The sequence below is a fragment of the Thermoactinomyces sp. FSL K6-2592 genome, from assembly GCF_038006465.1.
Lineage (GTDB): Bacteria > Bacillota > Bacilli > Thermoactinomycetales > Thermoactinomycetaceae > Thermoactinomyces > Thermoactinomyces vulgaris.
In genome coordinates this window covers 1-19,282 of record NZ_JBBOVH010000003.1, presented here as the reverse complement: position 1 = coordinate 19,282, position 19,282 = coordinate 1, and the positions used below count along the sequence as shown (strand labels likewise).

The following is a 19,282-nucleotide window of genomic DNA, read 5'->3' as shown; positions in this document are numbered from 1 at the left end:
GACAAGTTTCCGGAGCTTTTTTGTTTACGGTTGCCGGTTGGAAGGTTGGTTCACCATGTGGTGGGCCGTCAAGACCAAACGGCTCCAGATCGCTTCTCTGATTTTCCCGCCGATCTCCACTTCATCCAATGCCTGGCTCATGCATTCCAGCCAGGCTTCGGCTCTTTCCGGGGTGATGGGAAAAGGCATGTGGCGTGCCCGAAGCATGGGGTGTCCGTATTTTTCGCTGTAGAGCGGGGGGCCCCCGAAAAATTGCGTAAGAAATAAGTATTGTTTTTCCATCACAGGGAGGATGTCTTCCGGAAAGATCGGCTTCAAAAGCGGATGTTTGATGACACGCGGGTAAAATGCTTCGACCAATTGCCGGACTTTCTTTGCTCCCCCGATTTTTTCATAGATCGTGACAGGTTCGTTTCGTTCCATCGAATCACCTTTTCCACAATGTTACGGTTTCATTTTTTTGAAAGCCCGTTCGACGGCACGTAAAGTGAATTGGATGTCTTCTTCCGAATGCTGGGTTGTCAAAAACCAAGCTTCGTATTTGGATGGAGCAAGGTAAACCCCTTCTTCCAGCATCAGCCGGAAAAACTGTCCGAATTGTTTACTGTCCGCTGCTTTGGCTCCTTCGTAGTCGGTCACTTCCTGATCGGTGAAGTAGACGGTCAATGCTCCCCCCACTTGATTGATTGTGATGTTCAAGCCATATTTGTCGGCCAAACGGGAAATCTCGTTGTTTAATGTTTTGCCCATTTTTTCTAGTCGTTCGTAGGTGTTGGGTTGCTTTAAGGTTTCAATGCATGCCAGGCCCGCGGAGATCGACAACGGATTTCCTGCCATCGTTCCCGCTTGGTACATCGGCCCCATCGGGGAGACTTTTTCCATGATTTCTCTTTTTCCGCCATAAGCCCCGATGGGAAGTCCGCCGCCGATGATTTTGCCCAAGGCGGTCAGATCCGGCTCCACATGATAGTAATCCTGGATTCCGCCGTAATGAAAGCGGAAAGCGGTGATCACCTCATCATAAATGACCAAGGCGCCTGCTTGATGGGCCAATTGGTTGATGGTTTCTAGGAAATTCGGTTGGGGCGGGACGATCCCGAAGTTTCCGACCAGCGGCTCGACCAAGATGCCGGCGATTTCGTCTCCCCATTTTTCCATGGTCTCTTCCAAGATTTCGATGTTGTTGTAAGGGATGGTAATCACTTCATTGGCGATGCTGACGGGCACACCGGCGCTGTCGGGAGTGCCGAGGGTGGAAGGGCCTGAGCCGGCGGCCACCAGAACCAAGTCAGAGTGACCATGGTAACAGCCCGCAAATTTCAGGATTTTGGTGCGGTTGGTATAAGCGCGGGCCAAACGGATGGTTGTCATGACCGCTTCCGTTCCACTGTTGACGAAGCGGATTTGTTCCATGGACGGGATGGCTTCCCGCAACATTTTTGCAAAACGCACTTCTTTTTCCGTCGGCGTTCCGTATAACACCCCGTTGGCGGCCTGTTCAACAATCGCCGCCGTCACCACCGGATGGGCATGCCCCAAAATAATCGGGCCGAAAGCCGCGAGATAATCGATATACCGGTTTCCATCTTCATCCCAGAAATAAGCGCCTTGTGCTTTTTTCATAAAGATCGGCGTGCCGTTTCCCACTGCACGAAAAGACCGTGACGGGCTGTTGACACCGCCGACAATGACATCCAATGCTTCCTGATAAAGTTTTTCCGATTGCTGTATATTCAAGAATATCCCCCATTTCGTCTCCTTTGTGACATTTGATGACGATTTGAAAAAACGACGTCATGTGCAGGAACCATGCATCATATTTTTTTTACTGACGAAACAAGTCCCTTTTTTAATTGTAACGTGATGCACAGAAAATGCCTAGGGAGGATTGTCTCTGTGAATCATCCTGTGATATGCTGAAATTGGGTATATATGTCGATTTTTCGGAGTTTATATATATTTTGGGAACGGAAGATGGAGGCGAAGTATCTTGTCATTCAGATTTCAAGTCGGTGAGCGTTATAGAGATTTATATCAAATCGAATATGTCGTCCGGTTTTTTGACGGTGAACTGGCGGTTGCCCGAAAAGGTTCGCAACGCTACTACTTGCAGTCATCCCGTTTGGAAAAACAAGCGCCGATCTCCCGTGCGATTGCGCACTACCGCTCCTTTGAACATCCGTTGGTGATTCCTTATGAAGATGTGTATGCCGAAGACCGTTCGATCGTATTTGTCCGCCCTTATGTTCCCATCCTGCCTTTGCGGGAGGTTTTTGCCAATCATGAGGTGGAAGAGGCGAAACTGGTCGAATGGGGAAAGCAACTGCTTGGGTTGGAAAAGGATTTGAGGGCGCAACCGATGCGGATGTATTTGCTTTTGGATCCCGGAAATATCGGGGTGACGGAACATAATGAGGAGCTGAAGGTGTTATTTTGCGGTACGGAAACCATTACGGCACAAAAAAACATACTCGATTGGGGAACCTTTTTTTATTCCCTTTTATCCGGCGAACCCGTGGATAAGCCGATTCAAAGATTGCCGAACGATTTCAAGGCATCGAAAAAGATGGTGCGGTTAATTCAACGGAGCTTGCAAAACGACTCGCCTGATTCGGTCTTGTCCCATATCAAGCAGTATGAGAAAGTGGGACTGTTGGACCGTTTGTTTGGCAGCGGAGGGGAGAAAAAGAAGGACCCCAAACCCCGAAAATCTCCAGTGAAACATCAGCCATCCACAACCGATACCCCGGTTTCTTCCGCTTCTGAACCCCAAGAACCGGCAGAAACAAAAAAGGCGGAGGCCGCGAAGGTCACATCCGATATACCTGAAACAATACAGAAGAAACAGGAAGAAGATTATATCGCAAGTTTGAAAGAAGAATTTGAAAAGAGACAAAAAGAAGCCTTGGAAAAACAGCGCAAAGAATTGGAAAAGCGCCAGCAAGAGTTGCTGGAGCGTCAGCGGCTGGAATTTGAAAAACGGGAACAAGAGTTGTTGCAAAAGCAGAAAGAAGAGTTTAAACAACAAATTGAAGAGCCGGAACAGCGGGAGAATTGGGAACGGGAGATTGCGGAAAGAGAACGCATGCTTGAAGAACAAAAACGAAAAGAAGAAGAAGAAAAAGCCCGTCAGGAAGAAGAGCGCTTGAAACAGGAGCGGCTCGAGCAAGAACGCATCGCATTGGAACAAGAAGAGCGGCTGCAAAAAGAATTGGCCAAAGTGGAAGAAGAACGGATCAAGTGGGAACAGAAGCAAAAAGATTTGGAGAAAAAAGAAGAAGAATTACGGGAGAAGTTGCAAAAAGAATTTGAAGAGATGGCGAAGTCTTTGCTGCAAAAACAAGAGGAAGAATTTAAAAGACGCCAAGAGGAGTTGCTGCAGCAACAACGGGATCTTTTGGAAAGCCAGACCAAAAAACGCCTGGAACGGCATCGCGAAGAGTTGGAGCAAACATCCAGGCATTACTTGATCACCCCGGACACCAAACCGCGTGCCAGCTTGTTGGATTTGGAAAAAGAAAACAAAGCGAAAAAAGAAAACGAACAACCGAAAGAAAACACCCAACCGCAGCAGGACGACCGCGAGCGCTTGCGTAAGGAAAAACTGGCTAAAGAAAACAAGGATCACGACGAATTGGTGAAACAGTTCGAGGAGTATATGAACCAAATGTACCCCAAATAAGGTGGACAAGAGAGAGCGGGTTTCCTGTTCTCTCCTTCTTAAACGGTTTTTATCTTTAAGCTGGAAAGGATTGAAAACATGGTTCTTTACAGATCATTGGCCCGTTTGGGCATCGGCGGAACCACCGTGGATGCGCAGATCGAGGAAGAACAATTCCGGCCGGGGGATGTCATCAAGGGGGAAATCAAGATTCGGGGGGGACAAGCCGAACAGCAAATCGATGACATTTACATGTACCTGATGGTGACGGTGTCCAAAAACGGAAGAAAAGCTTCCCATCTCATGCAACAATATCCTTTGTCCCATTCCATGATCATTCAAAAAGACGAGATCAAAAAGGTTCCGTTTCAAATTAAACTCCCCATGGAAACGCCCATGTCGACGGGAAGCTTTCCTGTGTACCTGAAGACGGGATTGGACATTAAAATGAGCCTGGATCCCACCGATCTGGATAAAATTGAAGTCGTGCCCGCGAATTTGGTGCAAAAAATCTTGAAAAAAATTGAGGATGCTGATTTTATTTTATATCGGATACATAACGAATATGATCCGCAACAGAAGCCTTATCCTTTTTTCCAGATGTTTCAGTTCCGCCCGACAGGCCGTTATCACGGATATGTCGATGAATTGAACGTATTCTTCAAAGTGACGGATATGTCAATCCGGATGGATATCGAGCTGATCCGTTCCGACCGTGTTTTAAACAGTCAATTTTCCTGGGAATACCATGATCCCAAAGGAACCCTCATGATCAATAACGAGCGGGTGATTCGGGATCCGCTTGAAAAAATTGATGAAATGCTGAACCGCAAAATGCATTAACAGAAAAAGGACGGATGCTTATTTGGGATTGGAGTGAGAAAGCATGTTTAACAAAGTGTTAGCCGGCTTGGGTGTCGGAGCCGCCAAGGTGGACACCCGGCTTGAAAAATCAACGTACCGCCAAGGAGAAATGATTAAAGGGGAAATATTTATTCAAGGCGGGCAAACGGAACAACGAATTGATGAAATCTATTTGTACCTGATTGTCCGGTATCATCATGAAGGAAAAGATCAAAAGCATGTCATCAGCCAGTTTCGGATCACGGACACATTTGAAATCGGAGAAAGGGAGAGCAAAGTGATTCCGTTTGAAATTGAAATGCCGTTGGATGCCCCGATTTCAACCGGAGGGTGCCCCATCTATTTAAAAACCGGACTGGATATCAAAATGGCGATCGACCCGAAAGATACCGACGGCATCGAAGTTCTTCCCCATCCGTTGGTGGACAAAGTGCTGCATGCGGCGGAAAATGTCGGATTTCGGTTGACCAGTGTCGACTATGCGTTTGACAAATTTTATTCCCGCCATCCTTTTGTGCAGGAATATCGCATGACGCCAATGGGCAAGTATGAAGAGTATTTTGATGACATCAGCATGGTTTTTTATCCCGATCATGATTCGTTGGATGTCATCATGACTTTGGACCGCAAAGCCATTGATTTGATGAGTTCGATGGAAGAAGCGCTGAATCTGGATGAGCGGCTGATGAGATTTACGGTGACAAGAGAAGAGCTGGAAGATAAAGAGAACCCGTTTGAGGAAAGATTCACCGAAATCGTGGAGCAGTATATTTAACGGGCAAATCCCCGGATTCCTGTGGATAAGGCGTTCCACCATGAAGTGGAATGCCTTTTTCAGTTGGTTTCTTCTTTTTTCTGATTGATGAAATCCACATAATGGCTGAATATCGCTTCCACGATCATGAAAAAGGAAGCAAAGGTATCCAGATGAATTCCGTTATGGATGGAAATGGTCGAGCTTCTGGCATACAAATGATACGGAGTCATTTTGGCCAGCCGGTTATTGACCAGATTCGTGACGGAAACAAAAGGAACGCCTTTGGCCACCAAGGTTTGTACGGCGGGAAAGATGGACGGGGTGTCTCCCGATAAAGAAAAAATAAAGACCAGGTCGTTTTTTGTCATATCCTTGACGACGATTTCAAATTCAGAGTGAGAGGGAATCACATTCATATACTTTTGAAGAGGCAGAAACATCCGGTGCAGTTCCAATGCACAATTCCGCTGGGCATTTCCCGTGCCAAAAACAAATAATTTCTGCGCCTCATCGATTAATCTGCAAATGTCCGAAAAGTCCTTGGTCTGTATATATTTCATGGTCTCGCGAAAGTCTTCTTCCAGAATTTCAATACTGCTTTTATTTTTCACTGTTTTATCCTGGTTCTGCCATTTCAAAAAAATGCGAAATTCACTGTAACCGGTAAAGCCCAGCTTTTGTGCCAGACGCAAGATGGAAGAGCGGGACACATTGCACCGGTCGGCCAGATGATTAATCCCCAATTGATAGCACGTGTCTTTGTGATTCATAATGTATCTCAAAATGTGTAAATCGGTTTCATTGAGCTTGTTGTAATGTTCATTGATAAGTTCTTCTAATGTCAAATGATTCTCCTCCCTGCACCAAGAGAATTCCTTTATAAAAATTAAAACAAAAAGTGCAAAGAGGTACAAGCTCTTTGCACTTTCCGTCCGTATGGTGTACGGATCCCTGTTTATAAATCTTCACGCACGACGACATCCTCTTTGTGCAGTTTTGGCCAATAATCTTTGTTTGCCTCAATCAAGTCATCCAGGATGGCTTTGGCCACTTTGGCGCTGGGAACGGTTTTGGATAAGGTGAGGGCTTGCCACAATTTTTGATAAGAGCGGGTGATCCAGGCTTCGACCACGAGTTTTTCAACGGAAACTTGCTGTTCCATCAATCCTTTTTGGAATTGCGGGATTTCTCCGATGGCGATGCGTTCGGGCCCGTTGCTTCCCACGATACAGGGAATTTCCACCATGGCGGTCGGATCGAAATTGGAGATGGCCCCTTGGTTTTCAACAATCAACAACATCCGCTCTTGTGTGTTGAATGCGATGGCGCGTGCCAGATCCACGATATAGGAAGCGTGTTCGTCAACATGCAGTTTGGAACCTTGGGTTGATTGGTTTTCGATGATTTTTTGGCACTCACCGAACACAAATTTTTCCCGGCCCTCCATGACTTCATTGGCCCGCGTGTATTCCGGGTTGGAATGTTCAAACACATAATCCGGGTAAAAATAATATTTCAAATACGTATTCGGCAGGGTGTCCGGATCCAGTGCGTAGACATCGCGGGCTTTTAAAAAGGTGTCGCTCCAGCTTGCGTCGGCATCATCTTTGGGGACGGTGTAACCGTGTTTTCGGACATGTTCTTTCAGTTTGGGTATCAAATCGTTCCCGTTTTGATCACGGATATCCGTCCACCAGCCGAAATGATTCAATCCGTAATAACGGACCTTCATTTCCTTGCGGCTTTTAAGTCCCAGAATTTGAGCCATGCGGTTTTCAATGCCGATGGGCATGTCGCAGATGTTGAGCACTTTGGAATCCGGTCTCAGGCGCCGGGTGGCCTCGGCGACAATGGCCGCCGGATTGGAGTAGTTTAACATCCATGCATCGGGAGAGTATTTTTCCATGTAGTCGATCAATTCTAAGACTCCCCCGATGGAGCGCATGCCGTAGGCAATTCCTCCGGGGCCGCATGTTTCTTGACCAAATACGCCATGTTTCAACGGGATTTTTTCGTCCAGTTCCCGCATCGCATATTTTCCAACCCGAATGTGTGCCATGACGAAGTCGACGTCGGTGAATGCTGCTTCCGGATCGGTGGTGGCCAAAAACTCGATTCCCGGCGCTTTTTCTTTCAGGATGATTTTGCAGGCTTCGGCAATCGTCGACTGGCGGGCTGCATCATTATCGTAAAGTTTTAATTTCTGAATCGGAAATTGATTCAAATTTTCAAGAAGCATCAAGACAATTCCCGGTGTAAAGGTGCTGCCTCCTCCGGCAATGACAATGGAGAATTTTTTCATTTTGCTGATTCCTCCTTATTTTCGTGACCGCTTACAACTCAGTTATAACAACCTGGTGACGAGAGAACAACAGATCGGGCGGATGCTGTTCATAATCACACATCTTGTTATTTTTCACGTGAGTATGGAAATTTTCCCGCCACCATTTTATGCATTTTCCCGGTTTGGATGATTCAACAGGTTCTCAAACTGTTCCCGGATCTGCGGGGAAGACAAACCGACGATGACCTGGATGGCTTTTCCGTTTTTAACGACCCCGTGGGCCCCGGCGGAGAGGAATTGTTTGTCCGGTGCCGTTTTGGTTTCATCATGCACAGTGACGCGCAATCTTGTGGCGCAGTTGGTCACTTCCGCAATATTGTCCGGCCCGCCCAATGCTTCCAAAAACCGGGTGGCTTTTTCCGCATAATCATTTTTCTTTTGCTTGGCCGCTTGTTTTTCTTGGAAATCTTTTTTGGTGTACAGTTTGGTTTCCTGTTCTTCGTCATCTTCACGGCCCGGCGTTTTCACATCCAGTTTCAAAATCAAATAGCGGAACAGGAAGAAATAGATTGCCGTAAAGATCAAGCCGACTACGATTTGAGCCAAATAAGTGGCGCTGTGGTATTTAAACAGCGGAATCCAGTTTTGGATGGCCACTTCAAGCAATCCGCCCCCCATATTTCCGGAAACCCCGAGGGAGTATATGATGGTGGACATGGTTGCCGCCAGGAGGGCATGAATCAGGAAGAGAACCGGCGCAACGAACAAAAAGGTGAATTCAATTGGTTCCGTGATTCCGGCGATCACAGAAGTGAGTGTTGCCGCGATCAACATCCCGGAGATGATTTTTTTCTTAGAGGATTTGGCCGTGACATACATGGCCAGTGCAATGCCTGTAATTCCGAATATTTTTGAAAGTCCGTGCAAAGCAAAACCGCCTTCCGGGAACATTTCCTTTAATGATTGCGAATTGGTGGAAAATTCGCTCAAATGTTCCACCCAATATTTTACGATTCCGCCGTCCACCACGGCCGGACCGAAGACGAAAGGACCGTAAATAAAGTGGTGCAATCCGGTCGGGATCAAAATCCGCTCAAGAAATGTATATAACCAGACGCCCAAGGCCCCTGACGAAGCAAGGAACCCTTGCATGGAAGCGATGCCTTTTTGAATGACCGGCCAACCCCAGGATGTGAGGAGTGCCAAAGGCAGCATGATAAAAAAACTGAGGATGACGACATAGGAGGTCCCTTGAAAAATCCCCAAAAAATCAGGCAACTTTTTATCGAAATAACGGTTATGAAGATAAACGACGATAGCAGAAATAAGGATGGCTCCAATGATATTGGTGTCTAACGTTTTAATGCCGGCGATTTCCGTCAGTCCGCTCACTCCGCCCGCTTCTTGTTCAAAATCAACGCCAAATTGGGGTCCCCAAATCGTCAAAATGGCATTGATAAAATAGTTAAAGGTCAGATAAGAGATCAAAGAAGCCAAAACGGCTCTGGCTTGGGCCTTTTTGGCCAGGCCGATCGGGAGGCCCACCGCGAACAGCAAAGGCATTTGTTTGAACACCGCCCAGCCGCCTGCTTCGATCACGGTCCAAAATTTGTACCAAAAGCTATCGGGATGTGCAAGGGCATTCATAATATCCTGATTTTTCAGCAGGGTGGTCAGCCCGACCATGATCCCGGCAAAGGGGAATAACAGAACGGGTACAAACATGGCTGCCCCGAAGCGCTGGAACTTTTGCAGCATGGAAATCACTCCTTTTTTTAATTTACATAGCATGTTTTTCTGAGATTTTTGTTATCTTTTAATTGAGATGCGAACAAATTGTTAACGCTTACAAATAAAATATCTTATAATTCACGTTCCAACAATTGTTTTTGCTCATTTTGAAACAGAATCACTTTTTTTGTACATTTTCACACTGCATAAAAACTTTCCCATAAAAAAACTCCATGGCTGGCTTGCGCCTGTACCATAGAATTTTTTTACGAAACCATGCCGGAGGAGATGTGAAAACCGGACCAAACCAAAAACAAACCGAGGAAAAGGCTGGAGAGGAGATAAGCCCAAAATTTCCCCTTTCGCTTTTGTTGCCGGAGCCTCTCCGCTTCATATGAAAAAGTGGAAAAGGTGGTGTAACCGCCGAGAAAACCCGCTACAAACGGACGGTTTGCCATCATCCAGGCGACCGGCAACCGGTCATGAACCCATCCCAAATAAAGCCCCATGATGAAACAACCAGTCATATTGACAAGAAATGTTCCGAGCGGAAATTTCCCATCCCGGGCGGGAAACGCCTCCGTGACCAGCCAACGGCATATGGCTCCGATTCCCCCGCCCAAAGCAATCCACATCATTTCCAACCGGCTTTCCCCCTTTGGGCCAGCCAAACCCCCAGGCGGCAAAAAGCAGGCCGCCCGTGGCGGTGACGACGATATAAAAAAGGGATAAAAGCGGAGGCAAGAGATGGGTTTCCACGCACAGTGTTGAAAAAGTGGTGTATGCTCCCAAAAGTCCGGTGCCCAATCCTTTTTGCCAAACAGGAGAAAAAGCGGTTTTCGTTTGTTCATTCAACCAGGCCAACCCGAGACAGCCTGTCCAATTGGCGATCAAGGTTCCGAACGGAAAAACGGGGTCATTAAAAGCCTGCGCCACCCCAAAGCGGAGCAAGGTTCCGACGGCACCGCCGATCCCGACAGCAATGATCATTCTCATACCGGCAGCTCCTTCGCTTTTTTTGGTTTAAGATTAGATCAAATTGCAACTGCCGGCAACATTATGAAGAAGATTCCGCCGGTTCCTGTTTTTCTTCTTCGTCTTCCACCACGATTTGGGAAGCGTGGTTGTCTACCATTTTTTCAATGATTTCTCCCACACCGGCATCTTCTCCGTTGGCGGTCAGTCCGATATTTAAAGTCCCGCTTAACGTTTGGACATGCAATTCGTGGATTTTATATTCCATTTTTTCGATGTGCACGGGTTTCAGTTGCTCTAGGTCCTCTTTCAGTTGATGGTTTTCTTGTTGCAGGCGCCGGATTTCTTGTTCCAAATCTTTTAGCCGTTGATCTATCCAATCAAGCGGATGCTGGTACATGCGAACCATTCCCCCGGATTCTTTTTATCCTTGTTCCATTATATGATGAGGGTCTCTTAATTCATGCCCTCCTTGTGACAAGACGGGCCCGCATCGAATAAAATATGGGCATCATACCAATGTACCGGCAAAAGGAGAGATGATGGGTGAAAAATACTTTCCGCAAAATGCCCTGGCATGAGCTGGCCCGTCAATTTTTGGGGGAGGACTTTTTTGAAGACATGCAAACGGCGGCCCGTCAAGATGAACCTGCAGCCGATGTTTATCACGGGGAAAATGAAGTGATTGTGGTGGTCAATTTGCCCGGACTGGAAAACGTTCATGCTTTGGATTTGAAATTGGAAGGAAACAATTTGATCATTCAAGGGGATTATCCGTCTCCGTATGAGGGGTATCAAACCATCTTCTCAGAAAGAAAAAAAGGCATGTTTCAAAAGGTGATTCCTTTACAGGCATCGGTATCCAAAAGATACACGCATGCCAGATACCGCCGGGGGGTTTTGGAAATCCGTTTTCCGAAGAAGCCAAGGCAGACCCGATCCCTGCAAATATGACACCATGAGGAGGGGAAAGCGTGGGGACCATCAATAACATTCTGAACATCAAAATCAACAATATAAGTAACTCAGGTTCAGTCAATTTTGGAAACACGATCAATGTGGGGAATGACAGCTTGACCAAATCGTTGGGAGGATCTTCACCGATTGGCGATTTTCCAAAGAATTTGGATTTTGAGCGGAATGTATATTTTGATCCCGATCAATTTGATCAAAACGATTGAGGTGGTTTTCTTGTTGAAAGTGTGTATTCAATCCATTCGGATTTATACGGTGGGAGATGCTGGATCGTTTAACGTGGGAACAACTTTAAATATCATTTCAAAAAAGGGAGGAGGGGAAGAAGCTCCGCAACAGGTAGAAACGCCCACACCGGAGCCGACACCTCCGACCACCATGTCTGCCTGAACTGTGGTTTGTATTTTTCTCGTTTGCGGACCGTCAGGAGAAAAAGAATTCTTTCGGGATGCTTGAACCATCGGGCAAATCCCGGTCGGACAAGCAAGAGGGAACGGATTTTTGAACGAATTCTTTTTCCTCAAGCGGAAGGAGGTTGGGATTCTCTCGCAGGGCCCATTAGCAAAAGCTGTTTTCTTCGCTTGGTCATCCGTGGTCACCATCGTGATGGTTGTGAAGTGATCAGGAATTATTTTTATTATAAATCCAATCGTGTTTATTACGATTAATTCATTTCCGTAACCTTACGGTAAGGGCTGAACGTTTCTTCTCCTTCTGAGAAGTGTTAAAATATGTTTACCGTTTTCGGAAGCATTCAGGAGGTGGATTCCTATGGTCAAAGAAGGAGATCATGCCATTGACTTTACGCTTGAAGCCACAAACGGGGAAACCGTGACTTTATCTGATTTCAAAGGCAAAAATGTGGTTCTGTTTTTTTACCCCAAGGATCAGACACCGGGCTGTACCAGGGAAGCTTGCGACTTTCGGGATGCCTATCAGGAATTTTCGGATCTCAACACCGTGATTTTGGGAATCAGCAAAGATTCCATTGCTTCCCATCAAAAGTTCGTTGAAAAGCAGAATTTGCCTTTCCTTTTGTTGAGTGACCCGGAGGGAGAGGTTTGTGAAAAATACGGAGTGATCAAAGATAAAAACATGTTTGGAAGAAAGTACAAGGGAATTGAACGATCCACATTTGTGATTGATAAAGAGGGGAAGATTGCCAAAGCTTACCGGAAAGTGAAGGTTGCAGATCATGTGCAGGAAGTTCTGCAGTTTGTCAAAGAAAACTTACAGTAGGACGGTAAGAAGGGTTTCCCGGTGAAACCCTTCTGATCAATTGTTTTGGTGGTTTCATTGATTTTTGCCGTTGGACGGACGGAGGTGGAACATGGATTTCCATACATATGATTGGCCGGACTATTATGACTGGACTTCAACGGGGCTGGATCATGACATCACTTACTACACCGAACTGGCCAAACAACAGGGCGGTCCCGTTTTGGAATTGGGCTGCGGAACCGGCCGGTGCACCCTTGCGATTGCGCGGGAAGGAATCCCCGTCGTCGGGTTGGATTTGAGCGAACCGATGTTAAAAAGGGCCGAAAAAAAGGCTAAAGAGATGAATTTGGACGGGGAAACCGAGTGGGTACACGGCAATATGGCGGACTTCCGTCTGGACCGGAAGTTCCCCCTGATCATCATTCCTTACCGGTCTTTTTTGCATCTGTTGACGGTGCGGGATCAGGTCAATGCGTTGAAATGCATTCGTCATCATTTGACGGATGATGGGATTTTGGCCTTTAATGTTTTTGTCCCGTTCATCAAGCATTTATATGAAATGGATAATCAGTATGCCTACAGAGGAACGTTTCCTGTGCCGGGGACGGAAGAAACGGTTGAGCTTTATGACTTTACTGAATTTGATCATTTTTCCCAGCTGGCTCATGTCATTCGTTATTTTGAGCACTACAGCCCGTCCGGCCGGCTCATGGAGCGGATCCGGACCACCTTTCGCTTAAGGTACATTTATCCGTCGGAACTGAATCATTTGCTCACTTTCTGCGGATTTAAAGTGGTCCGGCGGTATGGGAACTTTCGTTATCAGCCTTTTGACAACCGGAGCCAGGAATTGATCATCGAAGCAGTCAAACGCAAATAGACAAGAAAGAGGGAGTGTTTTGAAACCGAAACCGAAACGAGTCCAAACAGGGAAGATCCTGGAGCTTTTGGAGCAGATGTACCCGGACGCTCATTGTGAACTCAATTTCAAAAATCCGTTCGAACTTTTGATTGCCACGATTCTGTCTGCGCAATCCACGGACAAACAAGTGAATAAAATCACCAAACCCCTGTTTGCCAAGTTTCCGACCCCGTATGATTTCATCACATTGACTGAGGAAGAGTTGGCTGAACACATTCGCGGGATCGGGCTGTTCCGGAATAAAAGCAAAAATATCCTGCAAACTTGCAGGATTCTGGTTGAAGAATATGAAGGGGAAGTTCCGCAACAGAGAGAGAAGCTGGAAGCATTGCCGGGGGTCGGCCGCAAAACGGCCAATGTGGTGCTTTCCAATGCTTTTGGTGTCCCGGCCTTGGCAGTGGACACGCATGTGCACCGGGTGGCCAATCGTTTGGCATTGGCAGACAGCAAGACCCCGCTTGAAACCGAACGCCAATTAACGCGAAAAATTCCCCGCAACCAGTGGAGTGATACCCATCACCGCCTGATCTGGCACGGCCGTCGTTGTTGCACGGCCCGGAATCCCAAATGTGATATTTGTGATTTACTTCCTTATTGCTGGTATGGAAAAAACCGGGGAGATGTTCCGGAAAAGAAATGACCCCCCGGTATAAAAAAACAGGCATGAATTGCCGCCGGCCGGGCATCATGCCTTTGGTGAAAGGTTCAAGTGTTTGCTTGTTCCTTTTTTTCTTGTTTTTGGCTGATCCGCTCGTGGACAAATCCGAGGTAAAGTGCACCCAAAGCGACGATGAAATTAAAGATTTCGGTGGTAAGAGTAATGTTTACAAGGCCGAAGAGTTGGTCGCTGAATAAACCGTAAACGGCCAGCAAACCATAAAGGATACCAAAGACTCTCATGGCAAGCCGGTCCCAATTTTCTTTCAGACTCGCCCCCAAATAGATCAGACCGCTCAACAAGTGAATGAGATTGTGCGTGAGCGTCAATTGGAGGGACTCATTGGATGACAGGAAGAAACCGGCGATCCCAATCAGTGTGAGAACTCCTCCGTAAATTTGCGACCATAATTTCAACATGGAATTCACTCACTTTCTTTTTTTGTTTTTTGGTGGAAATATATGATCTTTTTTTCCGGAACATGCTCATTTGAGGGAAGAATGTGAACCGGCGGGGGGGATTCAAGAGAAAGTGCGGGCGCTGAAACCGCATTGACAAGAAGGCAAAACAAGAAGTAGACTAATTATATATATTATTAAATTAGAATCGTTCCTTTTTGCTGCGAACATATTAGAGAGGTGGAAATAGATGAGTAACAGCCGACTAGAGAAGGCTGTTGAAACCCTGAAAGAGAATGGTGTGCGTATGACGCCGCAACGCCATGCGATTCTCAATTACCTTTATTCAACCATGGGACATCCAACAGCTGATGAGATTTACAAGTCATTGGAAGGCACTTTTCCCAATATGAGTGTTGCCACGGTTTATAATAATTTGCGGTTGTTTAAAGATGCCGGCTTGGTTCGTGAATTGACGTACGGAGATTCTTCCAGCCGTTTTGATGCCAATATGATGGATCATTATCATGTGATTTGCCGGAAATGCGGCAAAATCACGGATTTTGACCACATGCCTCTTCTTGAGATTGAAAGAAAAGCGGCGGAAATCACCAACTATCAGGTTCACACCCACCGCTTGGAAATATACGGAATTTGTCCGGATTGCCAAATGAAATCGAAACAGTAAACACCCTGCCCCGTTTGGAAGCAGGGTTTTTTTAGGGGCTGAAACCAGCCATCGGCTCTTAGTGGACGGCGGTCGGCAAAACGGCTTTTTGGGGATCCAGTTCCACCTTGCGGCGAAGATTGTGCAACGTGCCATCGGCATCCATTTCCGCGTGATCCCCGGTGCTGATCCATCCGTTGGTATAAACGTTGGTGTCTGATAAGGGGATCTTGTAATAACCCGAAATGACTTGCGGGATTTTAATCATCAATTCCCCGTCGGCTTGAATGCGGAGTTCGATCCCCGGGAGGGGTTTCCCCGCCGTTTTCGGTTGCGGGCAGGACAGGTTGGTTGCGGAAATGACTGAAGCGCATTCGGTTAGGTAATACGATTCTACCACCGGCAGATTGATGCACCAGAAAAAGCGATGAACTTTTTCATTCAAAGGAGCCCCTCCGGATAGAATAAACCGGACCCGTCCGCCCAATTGCTTTTGAAGAGGCGCAAACAAGAGGGTTTGTGATATGGAATGATGCAGTTGCAAAGATGAAGGGACGGACCAGTTGTATCCTTTTCTTTTCAATCCGTATATTTTCTCTGCTTGTCGCAGGGCGTGTTGAAATAAATATTTTTTTGCCGGAGACGATTGGATCTGTTTATTCAAATACTCATAGATGGTGTGCACCAAAACCGGCGACAAAGAGAACAGCGTCGGTTTGATCCGTTTGCTGGCTTTCACCCAGTTGGCATCCCTGGCGATGTAAGTGATCTCCGCTCCTGTTGCCAGCGGGGCCAGGTACCCGGCAATCCGCTCGAAAGGATGGGACAGGGATAACACCGACAGCAGATGGTCGTGTTTTGTATATGGGATCACGTACAGAAAACTCTGGAGATTATTCAGAATATTCCCGTGTGAAAGCAGAACCCCTTTTTCGGTTTTCGTTTTGTCATTCGGGTAATAAATAATCGCGACATCCGAAGGCTGGATGGAGGGATAGGCCCATTCCTGCTCTTCGTTTGCAATCGATTGGCCGATTTGGATAATGGTTTCAAATTGCAAAGCTCCAAGAGATCCATCGGCTTTTCCGTTTAGCAAAATGGAATGTTGCAGCAGGTTGGATGCACCTTTTACCTTTTCCAGCAATTCATACCGATCCGTAATGATCCCTGTCGCATCGGCGTGTCTCAAAATTTTTCGGATCTGATCGGGATGCCGGTTGGGATGAATCGGCACGCTTGTGGCTCCCAAGCTTAAAACGGCAAATTCACAGATCACCCAGCGGGGGTGATTTTCTGCGATGATAGCAATCTTTGCGCCAGAGCGGATTCCGATTTTTTCCAAACCGAACGCAAAATCCCGGATCATGTTCCAAAGGCGTTGATAACTCAATTTATGTAACTCATCATTTTCTTCCCAAGAGAGTGCCGTTCGTTCCGGAAACCGTTTGACGGTTCGCGACAACATTTCCAGAAGATTATGTGATTTCACGTGTTTTGCCTCCTTTTCTTTCAATACATACATAGTCCGGATCGGATGCATATCATCGGAGGACTTTACGCATAGTTGTTCGAGAAAACTCGGTGGAATCCTTTTTTTGTAAGAAAAAAGAAAAAACCAACAAATCGTTGGTTTGGATTAGAAAGAATCTTCTTTTTCCAAAACATACTTCAGGCGTCTTTTTTGTTGTTCCGGGGTGGGGACCGGACAAGTTTGCTTTTTCCGGTTCCAGCGATGGCGGTTTCTTGCCGCAACCCGGTAGACCGCATCGCGCAAGGGGCGTGGAATGAGGAAAAACAGCCTGGTGAAGACTGAAAAACGGGGTAATCTCTGTAATATGCGAAGAACCGCCGTGGACCGGATGAAATAACGCCCTTGTTCAATGAGAATGACCGAGTCAAGCGCAGAAAAAGGGACTCCAAGGTGTCGGGAAAGCCATTCGCTTTCTTCGGATTGCAAGGAGGCAAACCGAAAATAACCTTGGGAATCCCGTTGAATGATCCACCGCACCCATCCGTCGCAGAAGGAGCAGTCCCCGTCAAACAAAATGATCCCGTAATGCTTCAGGGAAGACGGAAGAAGGTTTTTATGGTTCACTTTTCCATGCTCCCGTCGGGTGACCCGGAAAGTGCTTCCGCCGGAGCATCTTTCGGATCCAGGGACAAGATGGCTTTACAGTGCATGCATTCGTCTTTTTTGCCCAAAATTTTGGTCGGTTTGTTGCAGGAAGGGCAAACGACCTGCACCGAGTGTGTGGAAAGAATGCCGACCCAAAAGTAGATCCCCACACTGGCCAAAACGAAAATCATACCGAGGACAAAAAACAAGACCATCAAGCTTTCAAAGAAGAAACCCAGGTACATGACCCCGACTCCGACAAAGATCAAAAGCATGGCAAAAGTGCGTATTTTATTCAGTTTCCCGGACAGCAGCATGATGCTCCTCCTTCAAGTTGAAATCAGCTAGATTTTATCATGAACCGATTTTTTGTACAATGTAACAGCGGTTGATGGGACCGGCGGAATAATGATTGCATGAAATGTGAGGGGGACGGAAATGTCAGACAGAAAAAAAGTGACCGTGGCCATGTTGATTGCCACGTTTTTGTCAGCGATTGAAGTGACGGTGGTCAGCACGGCGATCCCGCGTATTGCCAGCGATTTGGGGGGGATTCAATATATCAGTTGGGTATTTGCCGCCTATTTGCTGGCATCGACGGTGACCATTCCGATCTTCGGGAAGCTTGCGGATCTGTTCGGGCGTAAGCGGGTTTTTATGTTCGGGGGAATTGTGTTTTTGATTGGTTCCATGCTGTCGGGAACCGCCGGTTCCATGACTTGGCTGATCTGGTTCCGGGCGGTGCAAGGAGTCGGGGCCGGTGCGCTGAATCCGACCACGTTTACCATTATCGGGGATCTTTACCCGTATGAGCAGCGGGCCAAAGTGCAGGGGTTATTCAGTTCGGTTTGGGGATTGGCCGGGTTGGTCGGCCCTTTGATCGGAGGTTTTTTGGTTGATTATGTTTCCTGGCGGTGGATTTTTTATATCAATTTGCCCTTCGGGTTGCTTGCCATGTTGATGGTGATGTTGTTCTTAAAGGAGGAAGGGGAAATAAAGGAAAAGCCGGAAGTGGATTACTTGGGCGCTTTGACTTTTTTCATTGCAGTCACTTCTTTGTTGTTTGTGCTTTCGGTCGGGGGAACGGAAGTCTCTTGGACCACTCCTTATTTGCAGGGACTTGCGGCTGCAGGGGGGATCGGTTTTATCCTGTTTTTTTGGATTGAGACCAAGGCTCGCGAACCGATGCTTCCGCTCCGCTTGTTCCAGATCCCGTCCATCTTGGTGGCGAATGTCATTTCCTTTTTGGCCAGTTCGATTTTGATTGCTTTAAATGTATATACACCTTTATGGGTGCAAGGGGTGATCGGTTACGGTGCCGCCGGGTCGGGAATGGTTTTGTTGCCCATGTCGCTTGCCTGGATGTCGGGGGCGTTTGTTGGCGGACGGTTGATGTTGAAAACGGGCCCCCGCCTGACAGCGTTTTTCGGCATGCTATTTATATTGGCGGGATGTCTGGCTTTGGGCAACATTGATATTCACACCCCGGGTTGGATCTTGCCGGTTGTCATGTTGGCGAACGGATTCGGCTTCGGTTTTGTGATGACGGTTTGCACGGTGATTGTCCAATCCTCTGTAAAATGGAACCTGCGCGCAACGGCCACCGCGTCCAACACCTTTTTGCGCTCACTTGGACAAACGGTGGGGGTTACGGTGTTTGGAGCGCTGTTTAACCTGTCATTGCAAAATAATGCATGGAATCAAAAAATGCAGATCCCGGTTTCCGAAATCAACCGCCTGCTGGATGCACACGGATTGTCCGCGGTTCCGAAAGGGCTTTTGTCGGGTTTGCGCGAAACATTGGCACTGGGCATGCATCATATTTTTTTAATTTTAATCGGAATTGCGGTGGTCAACCTGGGCTTGACGTTGGCTTTGCCGGCAGGAAAGCCGGATGTTCAGGCAAGGACAGTGAGTGATCGGGCATAGAAGGAGACGACTGTCTCCTTCTTCTGTTCATTGGGAATAAAATTTTTTAAAAAAGTGTTGACTTGTGTCGGGGAAGATGATAATATCATATTTGTCGCCGCGAGAGAGCGGCACAAACAAAGTG

General features: G+C 47.0%; 23 protein-coding genes. 11 read left to right on the top strand and 12 right to left on the bottom strand.

Features of this window, described 5'->3' with window-relative positions; genetic code table 11:
• Window positions 1–24: 24 nt before the first annotated feature.
• Together NYE37_RS12820 and NYE37_RS12815 are read right to left on the bottom strand one after the other, a co-directional pair.
• Entirely contained in the window at window positions 25–423 is a 399-nt protein-coding gene (locus NYE37_RS12820; RefSeq protein ID WP_049719600.1) for a globin domain-containing protein, read from the bottom strand.
• Window positions 424–444: 21 nt separating this feature from the next.
• Window positions 445–1,737 (bottom strand): glutamate-1-semialdehyde 2,1-aminomutase, encoded by a 1,293-nt coding sequence (locus tag NYE37_RS12815; RefSeq protein WP_049719601.1) that lies wholly within the window; start codon window positions 1,735–1,737, stop codon window positions 445–447.
• Window positions 1,738–1,990: 253 nt separating this feature from the next.
• On the opposite strand from NYE37_RS12815, the gene NYE37_RS12810 reads away from it, so the two are divergent.
• The 3 genes from NYE37_RS12810 (at window position 1,991) to NYE37_RS12800 (ending at window position 5,300) form a co-directional block, all read left to right on the top strand.
• On the top strand, window positions 1,991–3,682 hold the full coding sequence (locus NYE37_RS12810; RefSeq protein ID WP_037996149.1) for a hypothetical protein: 1,692 nt from the start codon (window positions 1,991–1,993) through the stop codon (window positions 3,680–3,682).
• 78 nt (window positions 3,683–3,760) lie between these two features.
• Complete coding sequence (locus NYE37_RS12805; protein ID WP_052186751.1) at window positions 3,761–4,504, top strand: sporulation protein; 744 nt, start codon at window positions 3,761–3,763, stop codon at window positions 4,502–4,504.
• 43 nt (window positions 4,505–4,547) lie between these two features.
• Entirely contained in the window at window positions 4,548–5,300 is a 753-nt protein-coding gene (locus NYE37_RS12800; protein ID WP_049719603.1) for a sporulation protein, read from the top strand.
• 59 nt (window positions 5,301–5,359) lie between these two features.
• On the opposite strand, the gene NYE37_RS12795 is transcribed toward NYE37_RS12800, so the two are convergent.
• The 6 genes from NYE37_RS12795 to gerPC form a co-directional block, all read right to left on the bottom strand.
• Window positions 5,360–6,127, bottom strand: a complete 768-nt coding sequence (locus tag NYE37_RS12795) for a MurR/RpiR family transcriptional regulator (RefSeq protein ID WP_049719604.1) — start codon at window positions 6,125–6,127, stop codon at window positions 5,360–5,362.
• Between the two features lie 110 nt (window positions 6,128–6,237).
• Window positions 6,238–7,584, bottom strand: coding sequence for a 6-phospho-alpha-glucosidase (locus NYE37_RS12790; protein ID WP_037996264.1), 1,347 nt, complete (start codon window positions 7,582–7,584; stop codon window positions 6,238–6,240).
• A gap of 147 nt (window positions 7,585–7,731) precedes the next feature.
• Window positions 7,732–9,324: an alpha-glucoside-specific PTS transporter subunit IIBC gene (locus NYE37_RS12785; protein WP_049719605.1), complete on the bottom strand. Its 1,593-nt coding sequence runs from the start codon at window positions 9,322–9,324 to the stop codon at window positions 7,732–7,734.
• Window positions 9,325–9,563: 239 nt separating this feature from the next.
• Window positions 9,564–9,887: a FluC/FEX family fluoride channel gene (locus NYE37_RS12780; protein WP_232335546.1), complete on the bottom strand. Its 324-nt coding sequence runs from the start codon at window positions 9,885–9,887 to the stop codon at window positions 9,564–9,566.
• On the bottom strand, window positions 9,778–10,293 hold the full coding sequence (locus NYE37_RS12775; protein WP_049719607.1) for a fluoride efflux transporter FluC: 516 nt from the start codon (window positions 10,291–10,293) through the stop codon (window positions 9,778–9,780). The genes NYE37_RS12780 and NYE37_RS12775 overlap by 110 nt, the downstream gene beginning before the upstream one ends.
• 61 nt (window positions 10,294–10,354) lie before the next feature.
• Window positions 10,355–10,672, bottom strand: coding sequence for a spore germination protein GerPC (gene gerPC / locus NYE37_RS12770; RefSeq protein ID WP_049719608.1), 318 nt, complete (start codon window positions 10,670–10,672; stop codon window positions 10,355–10,357).
• A 146-nt stretch (window positions 10,673–10,818) separates the two neighbouring features.
• Between gerPC and NYE37_RS12765 the strand changes: the two genes are divergently transcribed.
• The 6 genes from NYE37_RS12765 to nth all read left to right on the top strand — a co-directional run bounded on the left by NYE37_RS12765 (window position 10,819) and on the right by nth (window position 14,030).
• Window positions 10,819–11,226: an Hsp20/alpha crystallin family protein gene (locus NYE37_RS12765; RefSeq protein ID WP_049719609.1), complete on the top strand. Its 408-nt coding sequence runs from the start codon at window positions 10,819–10,821 to the stop codon at window positions 11,224–11,226.
• 20 nt (window positions 11,227–11,246) lie between these two features.
• Window positions 11,247–11,453, top strand: coding sequence for a spore germination protein (locus NYE37_RS12760; protein ID WP_082240704.1), 207 nt, complete (start codon window positions 11,247–11,249; stop codon window positions 11,451–11,453).
• A complete protein-coding gene (locus tag NYE37_RS12755; protein WP_037996256.1) occupies window positions 11,377–11,637 on the top strand; it encodes a hypothetical protein in 261 nt (86 codons plus the stop codon). Before NYE37_RS12760 ends, NYE37_RS12755 begins: the two co-directional genes overlap by 77 nt.
• Before the next feature lie 381 nt (window positions 11,638–12,018).
• Window positions 12,019–12,486 carry a thioredoxin-dependent thiol peroxidase gene (bcp, locus tag NYE37_RS12750; RefSeq protein WP_037996254.1) on the top strand — a complete coding sequence of 156 codons (468 nt, stop codon included), beginning with the start codon at window positions 12,019–12,021 and terminating at the stop codon, window positions 12,484–12,486.
• Window positions 12,487–12,577: 91 nt separating this feature from the next.
• Window positions 12,578–13,348: a class I SAM-dependent methyltransferase gene (locus NYE37_RS12745; RefSeq protein ID WP_037996253.1), complete on the top strand. Its 771-nt coding sequence runs from the start codon at window positions 12,578–12,580 to the stop codon at window positions 13,346–13,348.
• Between the two features lie 19 nt (window positions 13,349–13,367).
• Window positions 13,368–14,030 carry an endonuclease III gene (nth, locus tag NYE37_RS12740; protein ID WP_037996252.1) on the top strand — a complete coding sequence of 221 codons (663 nt, stop codon included), beginning with the start codon at window positions 13,368–13,370 and terminating at the stop codon, window positions 14,028–14,030.
• Window positions 14,031–14,095: 65 nt separating this feature from the next.
• Here nth and NYE37_RS12735 read toward each other — a convergent pair whose 3' ends face one another.
• Window positions 14,096–14,467, bottom strand: a complete 372-nt coding sequence (locus NYE37_RS12735) for a DUF4383 domain-containing protein (RefSeq protein ID WP_049719610.1) — start codon at window positions 14,465–14,467, stop codon at window positions 14,096–14,098.
• Between the two features lie 229 nt (window positions 14,468–14,696).
• On the opposite strand from NYE37_RS12735, the gene NYE37_RS12730 reads away from it, so the two are divergent.
• Entirely contained in the window at window positions 14,697–15,134 is a 438-nt protein-coding gene (locus tag NYE37_RS12730) for a Fur family transcriptional regulator (protein ID WP_037996248.1), read from the top strand.
• A 58-nt stretch (window positions 15,135–15,192) separates the two neighbouring features.
• On the opposite strand, the gene NYE37_RS12725 is transcribed toward NYE37_RS12730, so the two are convergent.
• The 3 genes from NYE37_RS12725 to NYE37_RS12715 form a co-directional block, all read right to left on the bottom strand.
• A complete protein-coding gene (locus NYE37_RS12725; protein WP_049719611.1) occupies window positions 15,193–16,602 on the bottom strand; it encodes an AMP-binding protein in 1,410 nt (469 codons plus the stop codon).
• A 147-nt stretch (window positions 16,603–16,749) separates the two neighbouring features.
• Window positions 16,750–17,208 carry a thiol-disulfide oxidoreductase DCC family protein gene (locus NYE37_RS12720; protein WP_049719612.1) on the bottom strand — a complete coding sequence of 153 codons (459 nt, stop codon included), beginning with the start codon at window positions 17,206–17,208 and terminating at the stop codon, window positions 16,750–16,752.
• Window positions 17,205–17,546 (bottom strand): DUF2614 family zinc ribbon-containing protein, encoded by a 342-nt coding sequence (locus tag NYE37_RS12715; RefSeq protein ID WP_049719613.1) that lies wholly within the window; start codon window positions 17,544–17,546, stop codon window positions 17,205–17,207. Before NYE37_RS12715 ends, NYE37_RS12720 begins: the two co-directional genes overlap by 4 nt.
• A 121-nt stretch (window positions 17,547–17,667) precedes the next feature.
• Here NYE37_RS12715 and NYE37_RS12710 point away from each other — a divergent pair, with 121 nt between their 5' ends.
• Window positions 17,668–19,158 carry an MDR family MFS transporter gene (locus NYE37_RS12710; protein WP_049719614.1) on the top strand — a complete coding sequence of 497 codons (1,491 nt, stop codon included), beginning with the start codon at window positions 17,668–17,670 and terminating at the stop codon, window positions 19,156–19,158.
• Window positions 19,159–19,282 lie beyond the last annotated feature (124 nt).